Raw genomic sequence first — 17983 nt, 5'->3', positions numbered from 1 at the left:
CCGGAGACGGTGGCGGACAAGCTCATCGAGTGGTGGGAGGCGCGTGCGTGCGACGGTTTCAACATCGCCGTCGACCACCCCGCCAACTTCCGCCGGATCGTCGACGAGGTCGTGCCGATCCTGCAGGAGCGCGGTGTATTCCGCACCGAGTACACCGCGCAGACCCTGCGCGGCCACCTCGGCCTGCCGATCCCGCCGAACCGGTACAGCGCGGCCTGACCGGCCCGGACACCTGCCGCCAGCAAGAACCAGCCCGACCATGTCTCTCAGCGTTCAGCGGAGCAACCGCTCCGCCCCCACGATCGTCAGCCGCCGCGCCCTGTTGCGCCTCGGCCTCGGCGCCGGCGCCCTCTTCGCACTCGCGGCCTGCAGCGACGCCGGTGCCGGGTCCGTCGGCGGCGGTGGGCCGGGCACCGTCTCCTGGGCCTGGCAGCTGCCGACCACCTGGGATCCGGTGACCTCCTCGGCCGGTTCCGACGTTACGATGCTCGCCCTCGCCTACGACGCCCTGACCGCGCTGGACGGCGACGGCAACGCGGTCGGCTGGCTCGCCGAGAAGTGGGCCTACAACCACGACGGCACCCAGGTCACCTTCACGCTGCGCCCCGGGCTGAAATTCTCCGACGGGTCGCCGCTGGACGCCGCGGCGGTGGCCAAGTCCATCGAACGCGGGCGGTCTGCGCCCGGTTCGCTGATCGCTCCGCAGCTCGTCGATCTGAAAAAGGTTGCGGCGCAAGGTGACCGGGACGTGGTCATCGACCTGGCCGGGACCAACTACCAGTATCCGCTATTGCTGGCCGGCAAGACGGGCATGGTGGTCAACCCCGCGGTATTCGAGAAGGACGCACACGCGCTGGCGACCCGGCCCGCCGGATCCGGGCCGTTCACCCTGACCTCCTACGTCGCCAACGACCACGCGGAACTGCGCAAGAACGAGTTCTTCCACCTCGCGGACCAGATCGCGATCACCCGGTTCCTGCTCTACCCGGCCGCCGATCCGGCGACCGTCGTCGCGTCGGTGGCATCCGGGCAGTACGACGTGGCCAGGGTTCCGGCCTCGGGTATCAAGGCGGCCCAGGCGAGCGGCCTCGAGGTGCAGGTGCTCGATTCGATGTATGTCGCTGTGCTGGACGTCAATACGTCGAAGCCGCCGTTCGACAACCCCGCGGTGGTGGAGGCGATGAAGTACGGCATCGACCGTGAGTCGATCAAGAAGATCGCCAACTTCGGCATCGGCGATGTCGGCTACCAGCCCTTTCCCAAGGGGTACGTCGGCTACAACGCGCAGCTGGCGCAGGCGTTTCGCTACGACCCCGCCAAGGCGCGCAAGATCCTCGCCGATGCCGGGTTGTCCGGGAAGGTGCGCTCCACATTGTCCGCAGCGGCGCCGGTTCCGGCCGCGGTGGAGCAGATTCAGGCCCAGCTCGCCGACATCGGTATCGAACTCGAGATCGACCTCGTACCGCCGTCGCAGTGGACCCAGATCGTGTATCTCAACCGCGGCAAACCGCTCGGCTACGACGGATTCGCGGGCCGCGAGTCGCCGCTGCAGGCGTTCCAGGTTCTGTTCAGCTCCACGGGGCTGATGAACCCGTCGCGCTCCGGCGATCCGGAACTGGCCGCGCAGCTGGCGAAGGTCGCAGCTATTCCGACCGACGCACCGGAGTATCCGGCGGCATTGCAGGAGGCGACCCGCATCGCTGTCACCCGGTTCCCCAACACATTTCTGTACGAGGTGCCGAGCATCCTGGTCCGGCGTCCGTCGCTCGCACCGCTGAAACAACACCCGAGTCTGCTCCGCTGGGAAGGCGTGACGGCATGACGGAAGCCATTGCGGCGCCGCTGGTTTCGGGCGCGCCTAAGCAAGCCTCGCTCGGTCTGCCGGTGTTTCGCGCCGGCGCGCGGCTGCTGCTCACCTCGGTCACGGTGCTCTTTCTCGCCTCGCTGATCACCTTCACGCTGGGAGCTCTGAGCAAGAACAATCCGGCCGCCGTGGTGCTCGGGGACACCGCGACGCCGGAGGACATCGCGCGGCTCAACCACGAGTTCGGCCTCGACCGGCCACTCGTGGTGCGCTACCTCGCCTGGGTCTGGGACGCGCTGCACGGTGATCTCGGGCGCTCATGGTTCACCACGGTCCCCGTATCCCGGTCGATCCAGCTCGCATTTCCGGTGGACCTGTCGATCGCGCTGTACGCACTGTTGCTGGCGCTGGTCATCGGCTTCGGCGCCGGGATCCTCGCCGCCGCACGGCCGGGCGGAGTGATCGACCGGATCATCACCGTGTTCTGCTCGGTGCTGGCGACGCTGCCGCCGTTCGTCATCGGCATCGCGTTGATCGTGCTGCTGGCGGTGAAGGCCCGCCTATTCCCGGCCGGAGGCTACTCGCCGTATGCGATCGATCCGGTGCACTGGCTGCGCTATGCCACGCTGCCCGCGCTGGCCTTGGCCCTCGAGGTGGCGGCGAATATCGCGCGGCAACTGCGCACCACCCTGGTGAGCGCGCAGGCCGAGAACTACGCGATCGGCGCCCGCATGCGCGGATATGGCCGGGGCCGAGTGCTTTTCGGTCATGTCCTGCGCAATGCGGTCGCGCCGACGCTCGCCGTCGTGACCAACGCGCTCCCGCTGATCATCGGTGGCGCCGTGATGACGGAGAAGCTGTTCAACCTGCCCGGCGTCGCCCAACTGGCACTGCAATCCGCCCAGCGCGGTGACGTGCCGGTCGTCCTCGGCACGCTGCTGGTGACCTCCGCGGTCGTCCTGCTCGGCACTCTCGCGCTCGGTGCGCTGCAGATCCTGCTCGATCCCGCCGCACGCCGCGGCACCATTCCAGGAGGGCGGCGATGACTACGCTGCGCGCACTTCTCGCCAATCCCAGCGCCCGCGTCTGCCTGCTGATCCTCGCCGCGGTGGCGTTCCTCGCCGTCTTCGGCAGCGCGCTGGCACCGTATGACGCGCTGCGGCAATCCCCGCAGATCCTGCAGGGCCCCAGCGCCGATCATCTGCTCGGCACCGACTATGTCGGTCGCGACGTACTGAGCCGGCTGATGGCCGGCACGCGGCTGTCGGTGGTCGGCGCGATCGAGGCGGTCCTGGTCGGGCTGTGCCTGGGCGTGCCTTCCGGTCTGGCGTCGGTGTGGGCGGGGCGGGCCGGTGAGTGGATCGGGTTGCGGATATCCGAGACGCTGACCGTACTTCCCTTCACCGTCTTCACCATCGCGGTGGCCGCGACCCTCGGAAACGGTATGAACCAGGCCATGGTCGCGGTCGGGATCCTGTCCGCGCCAATCTTTTTCCGCATCAGCCGGGCGGTCGCACTCGGACTGCGCAGCACCCAGTACGTCGAGTCCGCCGAGCTGATGGGCGCGTCCACCTGGTGGATCTTGCGCACCCACATGTGGAGCAAGGTGGCGCCGAATGTCGCGGTGGCCGCCGCACAGGCCACCGGTGCCGCCTTGCTGGTGATCGCCTCCCTCGCCTTCCTCGGCGTCGGTATCACACCGCCGGCTCCGACCTGGGGCGGCATGCTGGCCTCCGATCTCGGCTATCTGGAACTGCAGCCGTGGGCGCCGCTGCTGCCGGGCATACCGATGTTGCTCACTGTCGGCGCCCTCAACATCCTGGCCGACTGCCTGCGCGAGGCGAGCTCGGATGCCCCCCGTGCCCGGCGCGGACTGTTCGCGCGGCTGCTCGGCCGCGGTCTGTCGTTCCCGGCCACCGTGACGAAACCCGCGTTCCCCACCGAGGAGTTCGACCGTGTCACTGTCCGATGATCCGACCGGCACCCCGGTGCTACGTGTCGAGGGCCTGAATGTCGACGTCGCCGGTGGCCGTCGGGCGCTGCGCGATGTCTCCTTCGAAATCCGGCGGGGTGAGACCGTCGCCCTGGTCGGTGAATCGGGGTCCGGTAAGACACTGACCTGCCGCGCCGTCCTCGGACTGCTCCCGCCGGCGGTCGAAATCACCAGCGGCACGGTTACTTTGGGGTCAGGCGAGTCTGCCGTAGATCTCACCGCCGCCCGGCCCGCCACCTGGCGGCGGCTGCGCGGCATCCGGCTGTCCGCGGTGTTCCAGGATCCCGGTTCCTACCTCAACCCCTCACTCACCATCGGCTACCAGGTCGCCGAACAACTGCGGGTGCGCGGCAGTCTCGGCCGCCGGGCCGCGCGCGATCGCGGCCGAGAACTCCTGCGCGAGGTGGGGATTCACGATGCGGAACGAGTCGAACGGCTGTATCCGTTCCAGCTGTCGGGCGGGATGCTGCAGCGGGTACTCATCGCCGTCGCGATCTCGCTCGATCCGGAACTGCTGATCGCCGACGAAGCCACGACCGCACTCGACACCGTGGTGCAGGCCGAGATCTTGGAACTGCTCGAACGGTTACAGCACCACCACCGGCTCAGTCTGCTGCTGGTGACGCACGATCTGGCGGTGGTCGCCCGGACCAGCCATCGCGTGATGGTCATGTACGCGGGTGAACTCGTCGAGTCCGGGCCGACCGAGGAGGTACTGCGCAACGCACGCCACCCCTACACCCAGGCCCTGCTCCGTGTCGCGTCGCTCGGTGACTGGTCGCGGCGCACCCTGGAGACGATCGACGGGCAACCACCCGCCGCGGGAGAAGAGATCAGCGGCTGCCGCTTCGCGGCGCGCTGCCCGCACGCCGGGCCCGGCTGCGCGGACGGTGCGATCCCGCTTCGTGAGGTCGGCTCGGACCATCTCGCCCGCTGCGTCCGGGACCGGGTGGCCGCATGAGTACCGCACCGCTGCTGCGGATCACCGATCTGTCGGTCACCTACACGGTGCCGCGCCGCGGCGTCGGGCTGGGCACCGGCGCGGCCCTACGGGGCGCGAGTCTGGAGGTGTATCCGGGCGAGATCGTCGGAATCATCGGCGAAACCGGTTCCGGCAAAACGACATTGGCTCGCACCACGGTCGGGCTCACGGCTCCCGCAGGCGGCACCATCGAGTTCGACGGGCGGGAGCTCACCGGGCTGCGCGGTCGTGAACTACGAAAATTCCGGCGACAGGGCCGGATTCAGCTGGTGTTCCAGGATCCGCTGCGATCCCTCGACCCCGATCTCACCGTCGCCCGTCTCGTCGGCGAACCGCTGGAGGTGGCGGGCGGCATCGACAGTGCCACCCGCCGGGAACGGACCGACCGCGCGCTGCGCGAGGTCGGCCTGGATCCCGACACGGTACGCGAGCGCCGCCCGCGCGAGCTGTCGGGAGGCCAGCGGCAGCGGGTGTCGCTCGCGCGCGCCATCGTGACCGAACCACAGCTGCTCATCTGCGACGAACCGGTCAGCGCGCTCGACGTCTCCAACCGCAATCTGGTGCTGAATCTGCTCGACCGGCTGCGGCGCGACCTCGGAGTCGCGGTCGTGATCATCGCGCACGATCTGTCCTCACTGGCAGGCATCGGCGATCGGGTGGCGGTGTTCTACCGCAGCCGTCTGGTCGAACAGGGTCCGCTGCGTGACGTGCTGACCCGCCCGGCCCATCCGTACACGGCCCTGCTGGTGGCGTCCGCGCCGAGCCTCGGCACTCAGTCGGCCATCCGGCCCGACGACATCAGGGGCGAACGCGAGCCCGCCCCCACCGGCGGCTGCGTATTCGCCGACCGCTGCCGGTTCGCATACACCGAATGTGCCACGCAGCCAGAACTTTTCGAGGTGGAGCAGCGCTGGTCGGCCGCCTGCCACCTGGCCGGCCGGTGGTCCGGCACGGCATCGGAAAACAGTCACACCACACTCACGAAGGGCGAGCGATGAGCTATGACGACGTCGAGATCCTGGGCATGATCGGCACTGCCGACGCCTCCGAGACACGGCCCGGGAACGGAGCGGTGATCGACCCGGACTATACGATCCGCTTCGCCCGCGCGCACGAGGACGGCGGATTCGACCGGGTGCTGATCGGTTACGGCTCCGGCTGGCCCGAGGGCTCCCAAGTGGCGGCGGCCGTCGCCGCGCACACCGAACGACTCGGCCTGCTCGTGGCACACCGGCCCGGTGTCGTCCATCCCACGCTGGCCTCGCGCACCTTCACGACGCTGGATCAGTTCTCCGGCGGGCGGGTGGCGCTCAACATCGTCACCGGCAGTACCGACGTCGAGCAGCGCCGCGAGGGCGACTACCTTCCGCACGACGAGCGGTACGCACGCACCGACGAATATCTCCGAATCCTGCGCGCCGCATGGGATACCACCGGACCTCGCGACTTCGACGGCGACTACTACCGGTTCGAGGGTTTCCACCCGCACGTCCCGCCGCACGGCAACCGCCACCTCGAACTCTTCTTCGGCGGCAGTTCCCCCGCGGCCTACACGGTCGGTGCCCGGCACGCCGACACCTACATGCTGTGGGGCGAGCCGCTGCGCGAGACCGCCGAGCAGATCGCCACCGTCACCGAACGCGCGGCGGCCGCGGGCCGGGACCGCAGGCCCCGGATCTCGGTGTCGTTCCGGCCTATCCTCGGCGCCACCGACGAGGCCGCATGGGAACGGGCGCATCGCATCCTGGACACCATCACCGGCGGCGCGGACAACCTGCGCGCCAACCAACTTCACCCGCGCGGCGCCGAACCGCAGAACGCGGGTTCGCGGCGACTGCTGGCCGTCGCCGAGCGGGGCGAGCTGCACGATCGGTGCTTGTGGACCCCGACCGCGAAGGCGGTGGGCGGCGGCGGCAACTCCACCGCGCTGGTGGGTTCGCCGGAGACGGTGGCGGCCGCGCTGCTCGACTACATCGAGATCGGTGTGAATACGGTGCTGATCCGCGGTTACGACCCCCTGCAGGACGCGATCGACTACGGCCGCGATCTGCTGCCGCTGGTGCGCCAGGAATTGGCCCACCGCCGGGCGACCCGTTCCGACCGGGCCGTGGTCTAGCGGATGCGGCCGTTACACGGTGTGCGTGTCGTGGAGTTCGCCCACGTCGCGGCCGGTCCGTTCACCGGGATGCTACTGGCGGATCTCGGCGCCGACGTGGTCAAGGTCGAGCCGCCGACGGGCGATCAGATGCGCGCGTGGCCGCCCTTCGCCGACGACGGTGACGAGCGGTTCAGCCACAACTTCGCCTCGGTCAACCGCAACAAGCGTTCGGTGGTCGCCGATCTGCGCGATCCCGGAGATCTGGCCCGGGTCCGCGATCTGGTGGCGGCCGCCGATGTGCTGGTGGAGAACTACCGGCCGGGGGTCCTGGACCGGCTCGGCGTCGGCTACGAGCAGGTGCGCCATCCCGGATTCGTGTACTGCTCGATATCCGGTTACGGCCTGACGAGTCCGTACGTCGACCACGGCGCGTACGACGTTGTCATCCAAGGGATGTCGGGACTGATGAGTGTCACCGGCGAGCCCGGCGGCGGGCCGGTGAAAGCGGGCGTTCCGGTCGGCGATTTCACCGCCGGGTTGTATGCCGCCTACAGCATCGCCGCCGTGCTGCCCCAGGTCCGCGCCGAGAGCCGGTCCGTGCGGCTGGATTGTCCGATGCTCGACTGCCTCATCGGCGTATCGGCGCTGCAGACCAGTGAATTCTGGGGCTCCGGTGTGGAACCGGCCCGGCTCGGCACCGCCCACCCACGCAACGCGCCGTATCAGGGATTCGCCGCCGCCGACGGCGATTTCACCGTCGCCGCGGGTAACGATCGGCTCTGGGCGGCGGTCGCCGATGTGGTCGGGGCACCCGAACTGGCCGACGATCCGCGATTCCTGACCCAGCTGGACCGAGTCGCGCACCACGCCGAACTGGCGGCAATCCTGCAGGAGCGCTTCGCCAGCGCGAAACGCGACCATTGGATCGCCGAACTGCGTGCGCGGGGCGTGCCGTGCGGCCCGGTCAACTCGTTCGGCGACATCCTCTCCGATGAGCACGTGCCCGCGACCGGATTGGTCGGTTCCCTCGACGTCCCCGTCGCCGGGCCCACCCCGACGGTCGTCTTCCCGGTACGCATCGAGGGCCAGGACCCCCGCCTGGACCGAGCCGCACCGCGGCTGGGCGGTGACGACGAGATCTTCGACGAGTGGTGTGGCACATGACCCTCGCCATTCATCGCGGCCGAGTCTGGCGGGTTCGTCTCGACCGTCCGCAAGCCGCCAACGCACTGTCGTCCGAACTCGTCGAGGCCCTGCACGATGCACTCGAGGAAGCGGCTGCCGTTCGACCGGAAGCGCTTGTACTGGAAGGTAATTCACGGCACTTCGCGGCCGGGTTCGATCTGACCGGGCTGTCCCGCGAATCGGACGCCTCCCTCGCCCATCGATTCCTGTCGATCGGGTCATTGCTCGAACGGCTGGCCACCGCGCCCTACCTCACGGTGGCCGTCGTCGAGGGCGCCGCGATCGGTGCCGGAGCGGATCTGGTCGCCGCGTGCGATCACCGGCTCGCCGGACCGGACGCCCGATTCGCTTTTCCCGGAGCACGTTTCGGCGTCGTCCTCGGCACCGCTCGCCTGCGCGCGATCACAGATCCCGCGATCTTCCTGGGCGGCGACCCGGTCACCGCCGCGGCCGCCGGGCGACTGGTGACCGGCACACCCGGTGACCTCTCCGGGATCCTCGACGCCTGGGCCCGCATCGACCCCGCAACTCGGCCCGCACTGCTGGCCGAGACCCGGCCCGTGCACGACCCCGACGCCGCACTCGCCGCACTGACCCGATCCGTGATCGCACCAGGCCTGCACGACCGCCTGACCACCTATCGCCGGCGCGTCCTGTCCGCTCGAATCCCCCAGTGAGGAGCTGGAATGACCCGACCCCCGATCGTCCCGATCCAGACCGACATACCGGAGTTGGCGACGTTCGCCGACACCGTCGCGCGCCTGATCGACGACATCCCCGACGAGCGCTCGCTGACCGCCGCCATCCGCGACGAACTCACCGCCGTCCTGACCGGCGGACTCGAACTGCCGCCGGGCAAGACGCGACTCGATCCCGACCACTACGTCATGTATCCGCTGCACGTCGACCCCGACGGCGCCTTCTCCATCGCCGCCGCGGTGTGGAACGTCGGCCAGGGAACACCGGTTCACGGCCACGAGACCTGGGGTGTGGTGGGAATTCACAGCGGCATCGAGGTCGAGACCCGCTACCGCAAGCCGTCGACCGAGGACGTGCCGCTCGTCGAGGAGGGCACTGCGGAGTGGTCCGCCGGTCAGGTGACGGTGTGCTGCACCACCGACGACGACGTCCACCAGGTGCGCTGCGGCGGCGACGAGCCGGTGATCGGAATCCATGTGTACGGCGCGGATATCGGCACTCTGCCGCGCCGGTCCTACAACCCGGAAACCGGTGCGGTGCGCTGGTTCACATCCGCCTGGGCGGAAGGAGCGACCGAATGACAACGACGCAGGCACATCCGGCAACCGGCGTGTGGGACGAACCCGCGGGCGCCACACCGCGCGGCACCGTCATACTGCTACCCGGGCGCGGGGAGACCGCCGGATCGTACGGTCGTCTAGGCCGGCGGCTCTCGGCCGACGGGTATCGGGTGCGGTACGTGCCGGTGGCACTCGACGATTTCGCAGGAACCCGAGCGGCCGTCGAAAAGGTACTGGCCGACGAATCACTGCCGGCGCCGCGGATCCTGCTCGGTTCGGACAGCGGGGCTACGCTGGCGGCGCGGCTCGTCTCGGACCTACCGGTGGAAGGTGCTGTGCTGGCGGCAATCGCGCTTCCCTCCCCCGCGCCACGAAGCCCCACGACCGATGCGGTGGGCACCGAATGGGCGGACGAGGTCGATGCCCGCACCGCGTGCCCGGTGCACCGCGCCACGATATCAGCGGACGGCGAATTCACCCGCGGCGCAATAGCATTGCCGGTGCCGTGGCAGACGGTCGCGATCGGAGCGCACGACCGCCCGACACTAGCGCTGCACGGCACCGACGACCGCATCACCCCTGTGGCCGCGGCGATCGACGCGTACACGCGGGCACCGCGCACCGACCTCCGCCTCGTACAGGGCGGCCGACACGACGTGCTCAACGATGTCGCGCACCGCTCCGTGGCCGCGACAATCGTGCTGTTCCTCGAGTCGCTGCGGCTGGGCGCTGAGGTCCCGCCGATCGTGACTCCGAAACTCTGACCTGCACCCGCAGCCGTTACGTTCGGATCGGCTGTGCCCGCCGAATGCTGCACCGACAGCCCATCCAATGCGGGGGCTGTTGCACGATGAGTATTGCGCGTCATCTTCGTAACATCGGCCGGATCGGACCAACCACAAGGGAGACGCAAGAACCGACAGTGGTAACTCCCATCCGCATAGAGTGGCTACATGAAATGCTTGCGTCGCATATCCGCATTCCGGATATGGCGCAAAAATGGTTGAGTATTTCACTCCATGACGATCAAGGGCCAGACGGGCAGGCTCGCAATAGGCAGTGATCGGATACTTCGATCGTCGCCAGCGGCGCAAAGCTCCGGCAAGCGGAGAAAATGAACCAGCGCCCCGTTGCCACGCCGGCGCACGCGGACCCGAAGGAGTACCTCGATGACCATTCCCGCCACCGGGCCGAAATCGATCACGGGGACGGTGCTCATCGGCTCCGCGATCCCCGAGCACGTGAAGTCGGATCGATCGGCTCATCGAGCCGAGGGGCAACCCGAGGTGCTGGTGTGCGCGGCGACCGTGGACGACGTGCGGCGGGCAGTGGAATTCGCGGCGGAGGCCGGGCTGACGGTGGTCGTGCGAGGGGCCGGCAGCGGGCTGGCGGGTGGCGCGAGTGCCGGTGCGGGTTCGCTGATCCTCGATGTCAGTGGGCTCGACCGAATTCTACGGATCGCCGAGGCCGACGAGTACGCGGTGGTGGAACCCGGTGTCAGCGGCGCGGTGCTCGACGCCGCGGCCGCCCGGGCCGGCCTGCGGTATGCGCCGGATCCGGCCAGTGTCGCGATCTCGACGATCGGGGGCAATATCGCCACCAACGCGGGTGGGCTGCGATGTGTGAAGTACGGGGTGACCGGCGATTCGGTGTTGGGCCTGAGCGTGGTCCTCGCCGATGGCAGGCTGCTGCATACCGGACGACGCACCGTGAAAGGCGTCGCGGGACTGGATCTGACGAGCTTGTTCACCGGCTCGGAGGGCACTCTCGGCGTGATCGTGTCGGCGACGGTGCGGTTGCAACCGATTCCGGTGCGCACGGTGACGGTCGCCGCCTATTTCGATGACGTCGAGCAGGCGGCCGCGGCCACAGCGGCCGTACTAGCCGCGCGGGTACGGCCCGCGATGCTGGAATTGCTCGACGGGGCATCGCTTCGGGAGGCCCAGGAGTGGTCGGGGGTGCGCGGTGCGGCGGCGGGCGCGTTCGTCGTCGCCCAGACCGATGGTTTCGGTGCCGACGCAGAGGCCGCGATCGTCGAATCGACGTTCGCGCGCTTCGCGTCCCGCGTGTCCGTCGGCACGGATTCCGCCGCCGCGGACGAATTGCTCACGGTGCGCCGCGCAGCTCTCCCCGCACTGGAGCGGCACGGCCGGGTACTCATCGAGGACATCGCGGTGCCGCGATCACGGATCGGCGAGGCCGTGCGCCGGATCACCGAGATCGCCGGCCGGCACGACAGCAGGATCTACACCTTCGGCCATGCCGGAGACGGAAATCTGCATCCCATCATCGTCGTTCCCGAGCACGACCCCGCAGCCCTCGGGCGTGCCGAGAACGCGGCGGACGAGATATTCGCCACCGCATTGCAACTGGGCGGCACCATCACCGGTGAGCACGGCGTGGGGCTGCTCAAGCGGCGCTGGCTGGAGCGCGAACTGGGACCCGACGCGCTGCGGGTTCAGCGCGCGGTCCGGCGTGCGCTGGACCCCTCCGGGCTGTTCAATCCGGGAAAGATGTTCTGATCGGGTCAGTCCGGCGGCGCCGCCACGGCGACCGGACGCCCGGCCTCCGCGCTCCACTGCGACCACGACCCCGGAAACAACGCCGCGTCGATGCCGGTGATCCGCAAGGCCGCGATGACCACGGCGGCGGTGACCCCGGAACCGCAGTAGGCGCCCACGGCCCTCCCGTCACCCACCTGCGCGGACGCGAAGATCGCGTCGAGTTCCGTTGCGGGACGGAAGAATCCGTGCTCGTCGAGCAGGCCGGCGTACGGGACGTTGACGGCGCCGGGAATATGCCCGGCCACCGGATCGACCGGCTCACTGTCCCCACGGAACCGCTCGGGTGCCCGTGCGTCGATCAGGACTCCCGCGGTGGTGAGCCCGGCCGCCTCGTCCGCGGTCACCGTGTTCGCCGCGCCCGCGTACAGGTTGTCGTGCGCAACCGTGAGATCGCCGAGCGTCGGCTGTTCGTTGCCCTGTGCCAGGTCGCGACCGATCCCGGTCCAGGCAGCGAGCCCGCCGTCGAGGATGCGTACATCGGTGACGCCGGCGGCGCGCAGTACCCACCACGCGCGCGCCGAGCCCGCACGATTCCAGTTGTCGTACACCACGATCGGCACTCCGGTCCGCGCGCCCCAGCGCCGCGCTGCCGCTTGCAGCCGGGCGCCCGCCGGTAGCGGATGGCGCCCGCGCCCGGTGATCGAATGGTCGGACAGTTCGGATTCGAGGTCCACATAGGCGGCACCCGGAATGTGGCCGGCGCCGTAGGCTTTCCGGCCGTCGGGCTGGTCCAGTTGCCAGCGCACGTCGAGAACCGTCACGGGCACCCCGGCGTCGAGCCGCTCGGCCAGTTCCTCGGCGGTGATCACACTGTCTGTCCGCGAAGTCATTACGCGACTCCCCTCAGCCGGCGGCCGGTGATCGAGCGATAGTGCGCGGTGATCGCGTCGACGGCGGTGTTCTCGATATCGTGACCGAGTCCGCGCCGGGCTACCAATCGCACATCGATCGAGCCCATCGCGGGCAGCTCCCGGATCTCGGCGAGGCCACCGGGCGGAGCCGTGAGAAACGGCAGCAGCGCGATCCCGAGACCGGCCTTCGCGGCCGCCACCACGCCGTCCAAATTGCCGGATTCCGCGGTCACGGCCACCTGATAGCCCAGCTCGCCGAGCTTCTGCACGGCCCGCCGCCGCAATCCACAGGGCTCCTCGAACGCCACCAGCGAGATGGGCCCCGGTGCGGGCGGCAGCTGCCAGGTGGTTCCCGCGACCCAGCGCAGATCGAGCAGGCCCACCTCGGCGCCGACCGGCTCGGTGGTGTTGCCGCCCAGCACCACCGCGAGATCCACCACGCCCTTACTCACCGATTCCGTGAGCGCGGTGGAGCGATCGATCCGGAAATGCAGATGAGCGTCCGGATAGGCGGTACGCAGGACAGCGAGCAATTCGGTCAGCAGCCCGTCGCCCGCATGCTCGGTCGAGCCGATGGTGATCTGCACCGGCGCCGATCCGGCGAAGCGAGCGAGCACTTCGTCCTGGGCGTCGAGCAGTTTGCGTGCCTCGGCCACCAGGCGTTCGCCGTCCGGGGTGAAATACGAACCGCGGCCGTGCCTTTCGACGAGCGACAGCTTCAGGCGCCGTTCCAGCATGCGGATGTGCTGGCTGACCGTGGGCTGGCTCAGATGCAACGCGTCCGCCGCACGCCGGAACCCGCCGGTCTCGGCGATGGTCACCAGCGTGCGCAGGTGCGTCAAATCCAGGGGATCCGCCATAAACTTCAGCCACCTTCTGAACGGCACAGTAAGTTCGACCAGCTAACGCTGTCCCGAAGGACTTGCATACCTTTGAAATCGGCCCGATCAGAATTCCACGGATATTTCTTTCACCCTATCGGTCGTTATCGGGTAATCGAATCGAATTTCACGATTCGAACTCTGGTTTTCGCGCTCAGCGGCTCATTAGCATGACGTTCCGTGTCCGGCCGTGATTCGGTGCGCGCACATCCGAGACCATTGCCGGAAGGACTGTCATGACCGTGGAAACCAGTGCCGAACCGGTGCCGGCCACCGCCGCACCGACTGTGGAATTCATCAGCCTGACGCATACGAATCCCTCGACCGAACTCGAGCCGATTCCCACCCGCGGCATCGATCTGCCCTTCGTGAAGCGCTACGTCCGCACCCTCGAGGACGCCGGATTCGACGCGACGCTACTGCCGTACGGATCGTCCAGTGCCGATTCGTTCGTGCTCGCCTCGGCGGTCGGTCAGCTCAGCGACACCTTGAAGCCGATCGTCGCGGTACGCCCCAACACGGTATTCCCGACGGTCGCCGCCCAGCAGCTGGCCACCCTGGACCAGCTCACCGAGGGCCGGGCGGTACTGCATCTGATTTCCGGCGGAAACGATGCCGAACAGGCACGACAGGGCGACTATCTGCCCAAGGACCAGCGTTATGCGCGCACCGGCGAATTCATCGATGTGCTGCGCCGTGCGTGGACCGAGAAAGAGTCGTTCTCGTATGCCGGCGAGCACTATCGCTTCGATGATTTCGGCCCCGGATTCCCGCCCTACGGCGACTCGATTCCGATCTCGTTCGGCGGGCAGTCCGATGCCGCGTTCGCGATCGGCGCGGCCAAGGCGGACATCTTCGCTTTCTGGGGCGAACCGCTGGCCGACGTCAAGGGCCAGATCGAACGCGTGCACAGCATCGCCGCGGCGGCCGGGCGCACCGACCGCCCGCGCATCTGGGTGACCTTCCGCCCGATCATCGACCGCACCGACGACCTGGCCTGGGCCAAGGCGCGTGACTACGTCGAACGGATCGCACGCAATCTCGACAACAGTCCGCCGCGCAAGCGATTCACCGGCTCACCGCAGAATGTCGGCTCGCAACGAGCGCTGGAATTCGCTCAGCGCCAGGAGATCTACGATCGCGCGCTGTGGACGCGTACCACCGCGGTGACCAATGCCGCCGGTGCGTCGAGCGCGCTGGTGGGCAGCCCGGAGACGGTCGCGGCGGCGATTCTGGACTACATCGATCTGGGTGCGAGCCTGGTATCGATTCGCGGCTACGACACCCTCAACGACGTCATCGACTACGGACGCTACGTGCTGCCGCTGGTTCGCCAGGAGTTGGCGCATCGGAAGGCGACCGGCCGGCGCGGCACCCTGCAGTCCGAACACCTCGGCGCGCTCGCAGCGGCGGCCCGCCCGTGACCACCGCACCGAGCGGATATCCGGTGTTGACAGTTCCGGATACCTCGCCCGCCGCCCTGGCGGCGCTGACGACCGAAATCGCCGCAACCGCAGCCGAATACGACCGATCCGGCGATGTTCCGCTCGCCGGCTTGCGCGCCGCGCATCGCGGCGGGTACCTCACCGCCACGATCGCCGCCCGCTACGGCGGACCCGAACTCGATCATCACCGGGTGGCGCGAATTCTGGTGGCTCTCGGCGAGGGCGACCCGTCGGTCGCGCTCATCGCGGCGAACAATCTCGGTGTGCACCGGACTCAGGCCGACACCGGCGGCTGGCCCGATACGGTCTACGCCGAACTGGTGCGGCGCTCACTCGACGGCCCGGCGCTGGTCAACGCCGTCCGTGCCGAACCGGAGCTGGGCGCGCCGGCCCGCGGCGGACTGCCCGCCACGATCGCCCGCCGCACCGAATCCGGCTGGATCCTCGACGGGCGCAAGTCTTTCGCCACCGGCGGACGGGCGTTGACCTACCACGTGGTGTGGGCGGCCACCGACGAATCCCCGCAGCGGGTCGGACATTTCCTGGTTCCCGCCGACGCGGCGGGCATCACCTGGCACGACACCTGGGACCATCTCGGATTGCGGGCCTCCAACACCCACGACGTGACCTACACGGGGGTCGCGGTGCCCGCGGAGAATTTCCGCGAGATCCCGTTCGTCGACGGGGTGTATCGCGATCCGGCGGCGACATCGGGCCCCGCCTCGTTCGGGCATTCGGCCCTCTACGTCGGCGTGGCACGCGCCGCCCGCACCGCATTCACCGCGTACGCCCGCGCGCGCGTGCCCTCCGCGCTGGGTAAGCCGATCGCCGAGACCGAGCGCATCCAGGCGGTGGCCGGCGAGATCGAGAGCCAGATCGTGCAGGCCGAAACCCTGCTGTACGGCACCCTGCACCGGCTCGCCGCCGGGGAACCCGGTGTGCCGCAACAGCTCTCAGCGGTCAAGGTGCTGATCGCACGCTCCGCCATCGCGGCGGTCGAGACGGCCGTCGCGGCGCTCGGCAACGCGGCGCTGACTCGGCACAACCCGCTCGAACGGCATCTGCGCGACGTGCTGTGCGTGCGGGTCCATCCGCCGCAGGAAGACGCCGCACTGCTGGCCGCCGGCCGCGCGATCCTCCGGCCGGGCGCGTAGTCCCGGTTTCCCTGTCCATCCATACTTTTCGTTTCGTCGCGAGGACCATCCCGATGCCGACCTTCCTGAAGCCCACCCCGCACCGCCGCAAGCGCCGATGGCGCACGGGGGCATTCGCGCTCGCCGCTGCCACCGCGCTGCTCGCGAGTGCCTGCGGCGGTGGGGGCAACGACAGCGGACCCTCCGGAGAGGAACGCGACCCGGTACGCGGCGGCACCTTGCGGCTGGCGTTCTGGCCCGACAACGCGGCCTTCCCGTGCATCGATCCATTCCAGGTGTATTGGATCGAGAGTCGTTCACTGATCCGCAATTTCGCCGATTCCCTGACCGATCAGAACCCCGACACCGGGGCGATCGTGCCCTGGCTGGCCACCGGATGGCAGATCAGTCCCGACGGCCGCGACTACACCTTCACCCTGCGCGATGGAGTGACCTTCGCCGACGGCGCTCCCTTGGACGCCGCGGCGGTCAAAACCAACTTCGACGCCTTCCTCGATGAGACCCGTCGGACCAACGGCACGGTCTTCGGCGCGAGCTACATCGTCGGCCTGGAATCGACCGAAGTGGTCGACGCAAAGACGGTGAAGTTCCACTTCTCCCAGCCGAATTCGTCGTTCCTGCAGGCGACCTCGACCACGAACCTCGCCCTGCTGTCCCCGGCGTCGTTCCGCAAGACTCCGCAGCAGCGCTGCCAGGGCGACATCGCCGGATCGGGATTGTTCGTCCTCGACAAATACGTCCCGGGTGAGAGCGTCTCGCTGAGCCGGCGCACCGGCTACCACTGGGGTTCGGCGCTGAGCAAGAACACCGGCGAGGCGTATCTGGACGGAGTGAAGGTCAGCTACGTCGCGGAGGACAGCGTCCGCACCGGCAACCTGGTCTCCGGCCAGATCGACATCGCCTGGCCACGCAATCCGTTCACCGTCGAAGACCGGCAGCTGATTGCGCGCTCCGGCGCCTATGTGCGGTCGCGGCCGCTGCCCGGCGTCTCGTACACGCTGTATCCGAACGTGTCGGACGGGCATCCGCTGGCCGATGACCAGGTCCGCGCCGCGCTGTACAAGGCGATCGACGTGAAGACTTATGCCACAACGGTTTTCGGATCCGACTATCCGGCCGTAGGTGGACCTTTCGACAGCACCACACCCTACTTCGTCTCGCAGGCCGCCAAACTGAACTACGACCCACAGGAGGCCGGGCGGCTCCTCGACGCCGACGGATGGCGCCTCGCACCAGGCGACCAGTACCGGTCGAAGGACGGCAAGCGGCTCACTCTCACCCAGTTGATCACCGCGTCCAGCCCCGGTGCCGAGCTGTTCCAGGACCAGCTGCGCAAGGTCGGCATCGACCTGCAGTTGAAGGTGGTCACCAACGCGGAACGCCCCGGCGCCATCGCGGGCGGTCAGTACGATCTCATCGAGAACTATTTCACCCGTGCCGATCCCGGTGCCCTGCAGTACATTCTCGTCGAGCAACTGGCGAATTCGAAGGCTCTGGCCCGGAATGCCCAGCATCCCGCGACCGCGGCCCGGGTGCGTGATCTGTTCACGCAGGCGGTACAGGCGACCGACGAGGCGCAGCGGCAGCGGGTCTACACCGAGCTGCAGAACGTCCTGATCGACAACGGTGTCACCTTCCCGCTCTTCGAGCGACTGCAGTACGCGGGAATCAGGAACCAGGTCAACGGATTCCGGTTCACCTCGGAGAGCTTCTTGTCTCTCGCCGACACCTGGATTCAACCCTAGCGCCGTCCCCGCGAGAGAAGGA

16 protein-coding genes and 1 pseudogene are annotated in these 17983 nt (G+C 68.6%); 15 read left to right on the top strand and 2 right to left on the bottom strand.

The genetic code is table 11. The features are described 5' to 3' along the window. The 12 genes and pseudogenes from ON23_RS33620 to ON23_RS33565 form a co-directional block, all read left to right on the top strand. Positions 1-219: pseudogene (locus ON23_RS33620) on the top strand (LLM class flavin-dependent oxidoreductase); the annotation flags it as partial. Between the two features lie 40 nt (positions 220-259). After that, positions 260-1822 (top strand): ABC transporter substrate-binding protein, encoded by a 1563-nt coding sequence (locus ON23_RS33615; RefSeq protein ID WP_051043715.1) that lies wholly within the window; start codon positions 260-262, stop codon positions 1820-1822. Beyond that, positions 1819-2850, top strand: a complete 1032-nt coding sequence (locus ON23_RS33610; RefSeq protein WP_039783557.1) for an ABC transporter permease — start codon at positions 1819-1821, stop codon at positions 2848-2850. The genes ON23_RS33615 and ON23_RS33610 overlap by 4 nt, the downstream gene beginning before the upstream one ends. Beyond that, positions 2847-3776 carry an ABC transporter permease gene (locus ON23_RS33605; protein ID WP_063821396.1) on the top strand — a complete coding sequence of 310 codons (930 nt, stop codon included), beginning with the start codon at positions 2847-2849 and terminating at the stop codon, positions 3774-3776. Before ON23_RS33610 ends, ON23_RS33605 begins: the two co-directional genes overlap by 4 nt. Next, on the top strand, positions 3760-4758 hold the full coding sequence (locus ON23_RS33600; RefSeq protein ID WP_051043714.1) for an ABC transporter ATP-binding protein: 999 nt from the start codon (positions 3760-3762) through the stop codon (positions 4756-4758). Before ON23_RS33605 ends, ON23_RS33600 begins: the two co-directional genes overlap by 17 nt. After that, positions 4755-5777, top strand: a complete 1023-nt coding sequence (locus tag ON23_RS33595; protein ID WP_063821395.1) for an ABC transporter ATP-binding protein — start codon at positions 4755-4757, stop codon at positions 5775-5777. The genes ON23_RS33600 and ON23_RS33595 overlap by 4 nt, the downstream gene beginning before the upstream one ends. Continuing rightward, positions 5774-6895, top strand: coding sequence for an LLM class flavin-dependent oxidoreductase (locus ON23_RS33590; RefSeq protein WP_039783555.1), 1122 nt, complete (start codon positions 5774-5776; stop codon positions 6893-6895). The genes ON23_RS33595 and ON23_RS33590 overlap by 4 nt, the downstream gene beginning before the upstream one ends. Positions 6896-6898: 3 nt before the next feature. Next, positions 6899-8041: a CaiB/BaiF CoA transferase family protein gene (locus ON23_RS33585; RefSeq protein WP_039783553.1), complete on the top strand. Its 1143-nt coding sequence runs from the start codon at positions 6899-6901 to the stop codon at positions 8039-8041. Beyond that, positions 8038-8739: an enoyl-CoA hydratase/isomerase family protein gene (locus ON23_RS33580; protein ID WP_039783551.1), complete on the top strand. Its 702-nt coding sequence runs from the start codon at positions 8038-8040 to the stop codon at positions 8737-8739. The genes ON23_RS33585 and ON23_RS33580 overlap by 4 nt, the downstream gene beginning before the upstream one ends. A gap of 9 nt (positions 8740-8748) precedes the next feature. Further along, positions 8749-9342, top strand: coding sequence for a cysteine dioxygenase family protein (locus ON23_RS33575; RefSeq protein WP_157170367.1), 594 nt, complete (start codon positions 8749-8751; stop codon positions 9340-9342). Next, positions 9339-10085 carry an alpha/beta hydrolase gene (locus ON23_RS33570; protein ID WP_039783549.1) on the top strand — a complete coding sequence of 249 codons (747 nt, stop codon included), beginning with the start codon at positions 9339-9341 and terminating at the stop codon, positions 10083-10085. Before ON23_RS33575 ends, ON23_RS33570 begins: the two co-directional genes overlap by 4 nt. Positions 10086-10490: 405 nt before the next feature. Then, entirely contained in the window at positions 10491-11843 is a 1353-nt protein-coding gene (locus ON23_RS33565) for an FAD-binding oxidoreductase (RefSeq protein ID WP_039783547.1), read from the top strand. A 5-nt stretch (positions 11844-11848) separates the two neighbouring features. On the opposite strand, the gene ON23_RS33560 is transcribed toward ON23_RS33565, so the two are convergent. Together ON23_RS33560 and ON23_RS33555 are read right to left on the bottom strand one after the other, a co-directional pair. After that, positions 11849-12715 carry a sulfurtransferase gene (locus ON23_RS33560; protein ID WP_039783545.1) on the bottom strand — a complete coding sequence of 289 codons (867 nt, stop codon included), beginning with the start codon at positions 12713-12715 and terminating at the stop codon, positions 11849-11851. Continuing rightward, positions 12715-13596, bottom strand: coding sequence for a LysR family transcriptional regulator (locus tag ON23_RS33555; RefSeq protein WP_039783543.1), 882 nt, complete (start codon positions 13594-13596; stop codon positions 12715-12717). Before ON23_RS33555 ends, ON23_RS33560 begins: the two co-directional genes overlap by 1 nt. A gap of 257 nt (positions 13597-13853) precedes the next feature. On the opposite strand from ON23_RS33555, the gene ON23_RS33550 reads away from it, so the two are divergent. From ON23_RS33550 to ON23_RS33540, 3 genes are read left to right on the top strand one after another with little or no spacing between them, the layout of a single operon-like run. Beyond that, positions 13854-15041 (top strand): LLM class flavin-dependent oxidoreductase, encoded by a 1188-nt coding sequence (locus ON23_RS33550; RefSeq protein WP_039783540.1) that lies wholly within the window; start codon positions 13854-13856, stop codon positions 15039-15041. Positions 15042-15064: 23 nt separating this feature from the next. Continuing rightward, on the top strand, positions 15065-16216 hold the full coding sequence (locus ON23_RS33545; RefSeq protein WP_245556270.1) for an acyl-CoA dehydrogenase family protein: 1152 nt from the start codon (positions 15065-15067) through the stop codon (positions 16214-16216). Between the two features lie 53 nt (positions 16217-16269). Beyond that, entirely contained in the window at positions 16270-17961 is a 1692-nt protein-coding gene (locus ON23_RS33540) for an ABC transporter substrate-binding protein (RefSeq protein WP_039783535.1), read from the top strand. Positions 17962-17983: the final 22 nt, after the last annotated feature.

The sequence above is a fragment of the Nocardia cerradoensis NBRC 101014 genome (assembly GCF_000308535.1).
Classification (GTDB): domain Bacteria; phylum Actinomycetota; class Actinomycetes; order Mycobacteriales; family Mycobacteriaceae; genus Nocardia; species Nocardia cerradoensis.
This window is presented reverse-complemented; position numbering and strand designations above follow the sequence as displayed.

What these genes read in the sequence shown, in the direction of transcription:
- ON23_RS33615 (WP_051043715.1), top strand. Translation starts at nt 260, where the DNA reads ATGTCTCTCAGCGTTCAGCGGAGCAACCGCTCCGCCCCCACGATCGTC.
- ON23_RS33610 (WP_039783557.1), top strand. Translation starts at nt 1,819, where the DNA reads ATGACGGAAGCCATTGCGGCGCCGCTGGTTTCGGGCGCGCCTAAGCAA.
- ON23_RS33605 (WP_063821396.1), top strand. Translation starts at nt 2,847, where the DNA reads ATGACTACGCTGCGCGCACTTCTCGCCAATCCCAGCGCCCGCGTCTGC.
- ON23_RS33595 (WP_063821395.1), top strand. Translation starts at nt 4,755, where the DNA reads ATGAGTACCGCACCGCTGCTGCGGATCACCGATCTGTCGGTCACCTAC.
- ON23_RS33590 (WP_039783555.1), top strand. Translation starts at nt 5,774, where the DNA reads ATGAGCTATGACGACGTCGAGATCCTGGGCATGATCGGCACTGCCGAC.
- ON23_RS33585 (WP_039783553.1), top strand. Translation starts at nt 6,899, where the DNA reads ATGCGGCCGTTACACGGTGTGCGTGTCGTGGAGTTCGCCCACGTCGCG.
- ON23_RS33580 (WP_039783551.1), top strand. Translation starts at nt 8,038, where the DNA reads ATGACCCTCGCCATTCATCGCGGCCGAGTCTGGCGGGTTCGTCTCGAC.
- ON23_RS33575 (WP_157170367.1), top strand. Translation starts at nt 8,749, where the DNA reads ATGACCCGACCCCCGATCGTCCCGATCCAGACCGACATACCGGAGTTG.
- ON23_RS33570 (WP_039783549.1), top strand. Translation starts at nt 9,339, where the DNA reads ATGACAACGACGCAGGCACATCCGGCAACCGGCGTGTGGGACGAACCC.
- ON23_RS33565 (WP_039783547.1), top strand. Translation starts at nt 10,491, where the DNA reads ATGACCATTCCCGCCACCGGGCCGAAATCGATCACGGGGACGGTGCTC.
- ON23_RS33560 (WP_039783545.1), bottom strand. Translation starts at nt 12,715, where the DNA reads ATGACTTCGCGGACAGACAGTGTGATCACCGCCGAGGAACTGGCCGAG.
- ON23_RS33555 (WP_039783543.1), bottom strand. Translation starts at nt 13,596, where the DNA reads ATGGCGGATCCCCTGGATTTGACGCACCTGCGCACGCTGGTGACCATC.
- ON23_RS33550 (WP_039783540.1), top strand. Translation starts at nt 13,854, where the DNA reads ATGACCGTGGAAACCAGTGCCGAACCGGTGCCGGCCACCGCCGCACCG.
- ON23_RS33540 (WP_039783535.1), top strand. Translation starts at nt 16,270, where the DNA reads ATGCCGACCTTCCTGAAGCCCACCCCGCACCGCCGCAAGCGCCGATGG.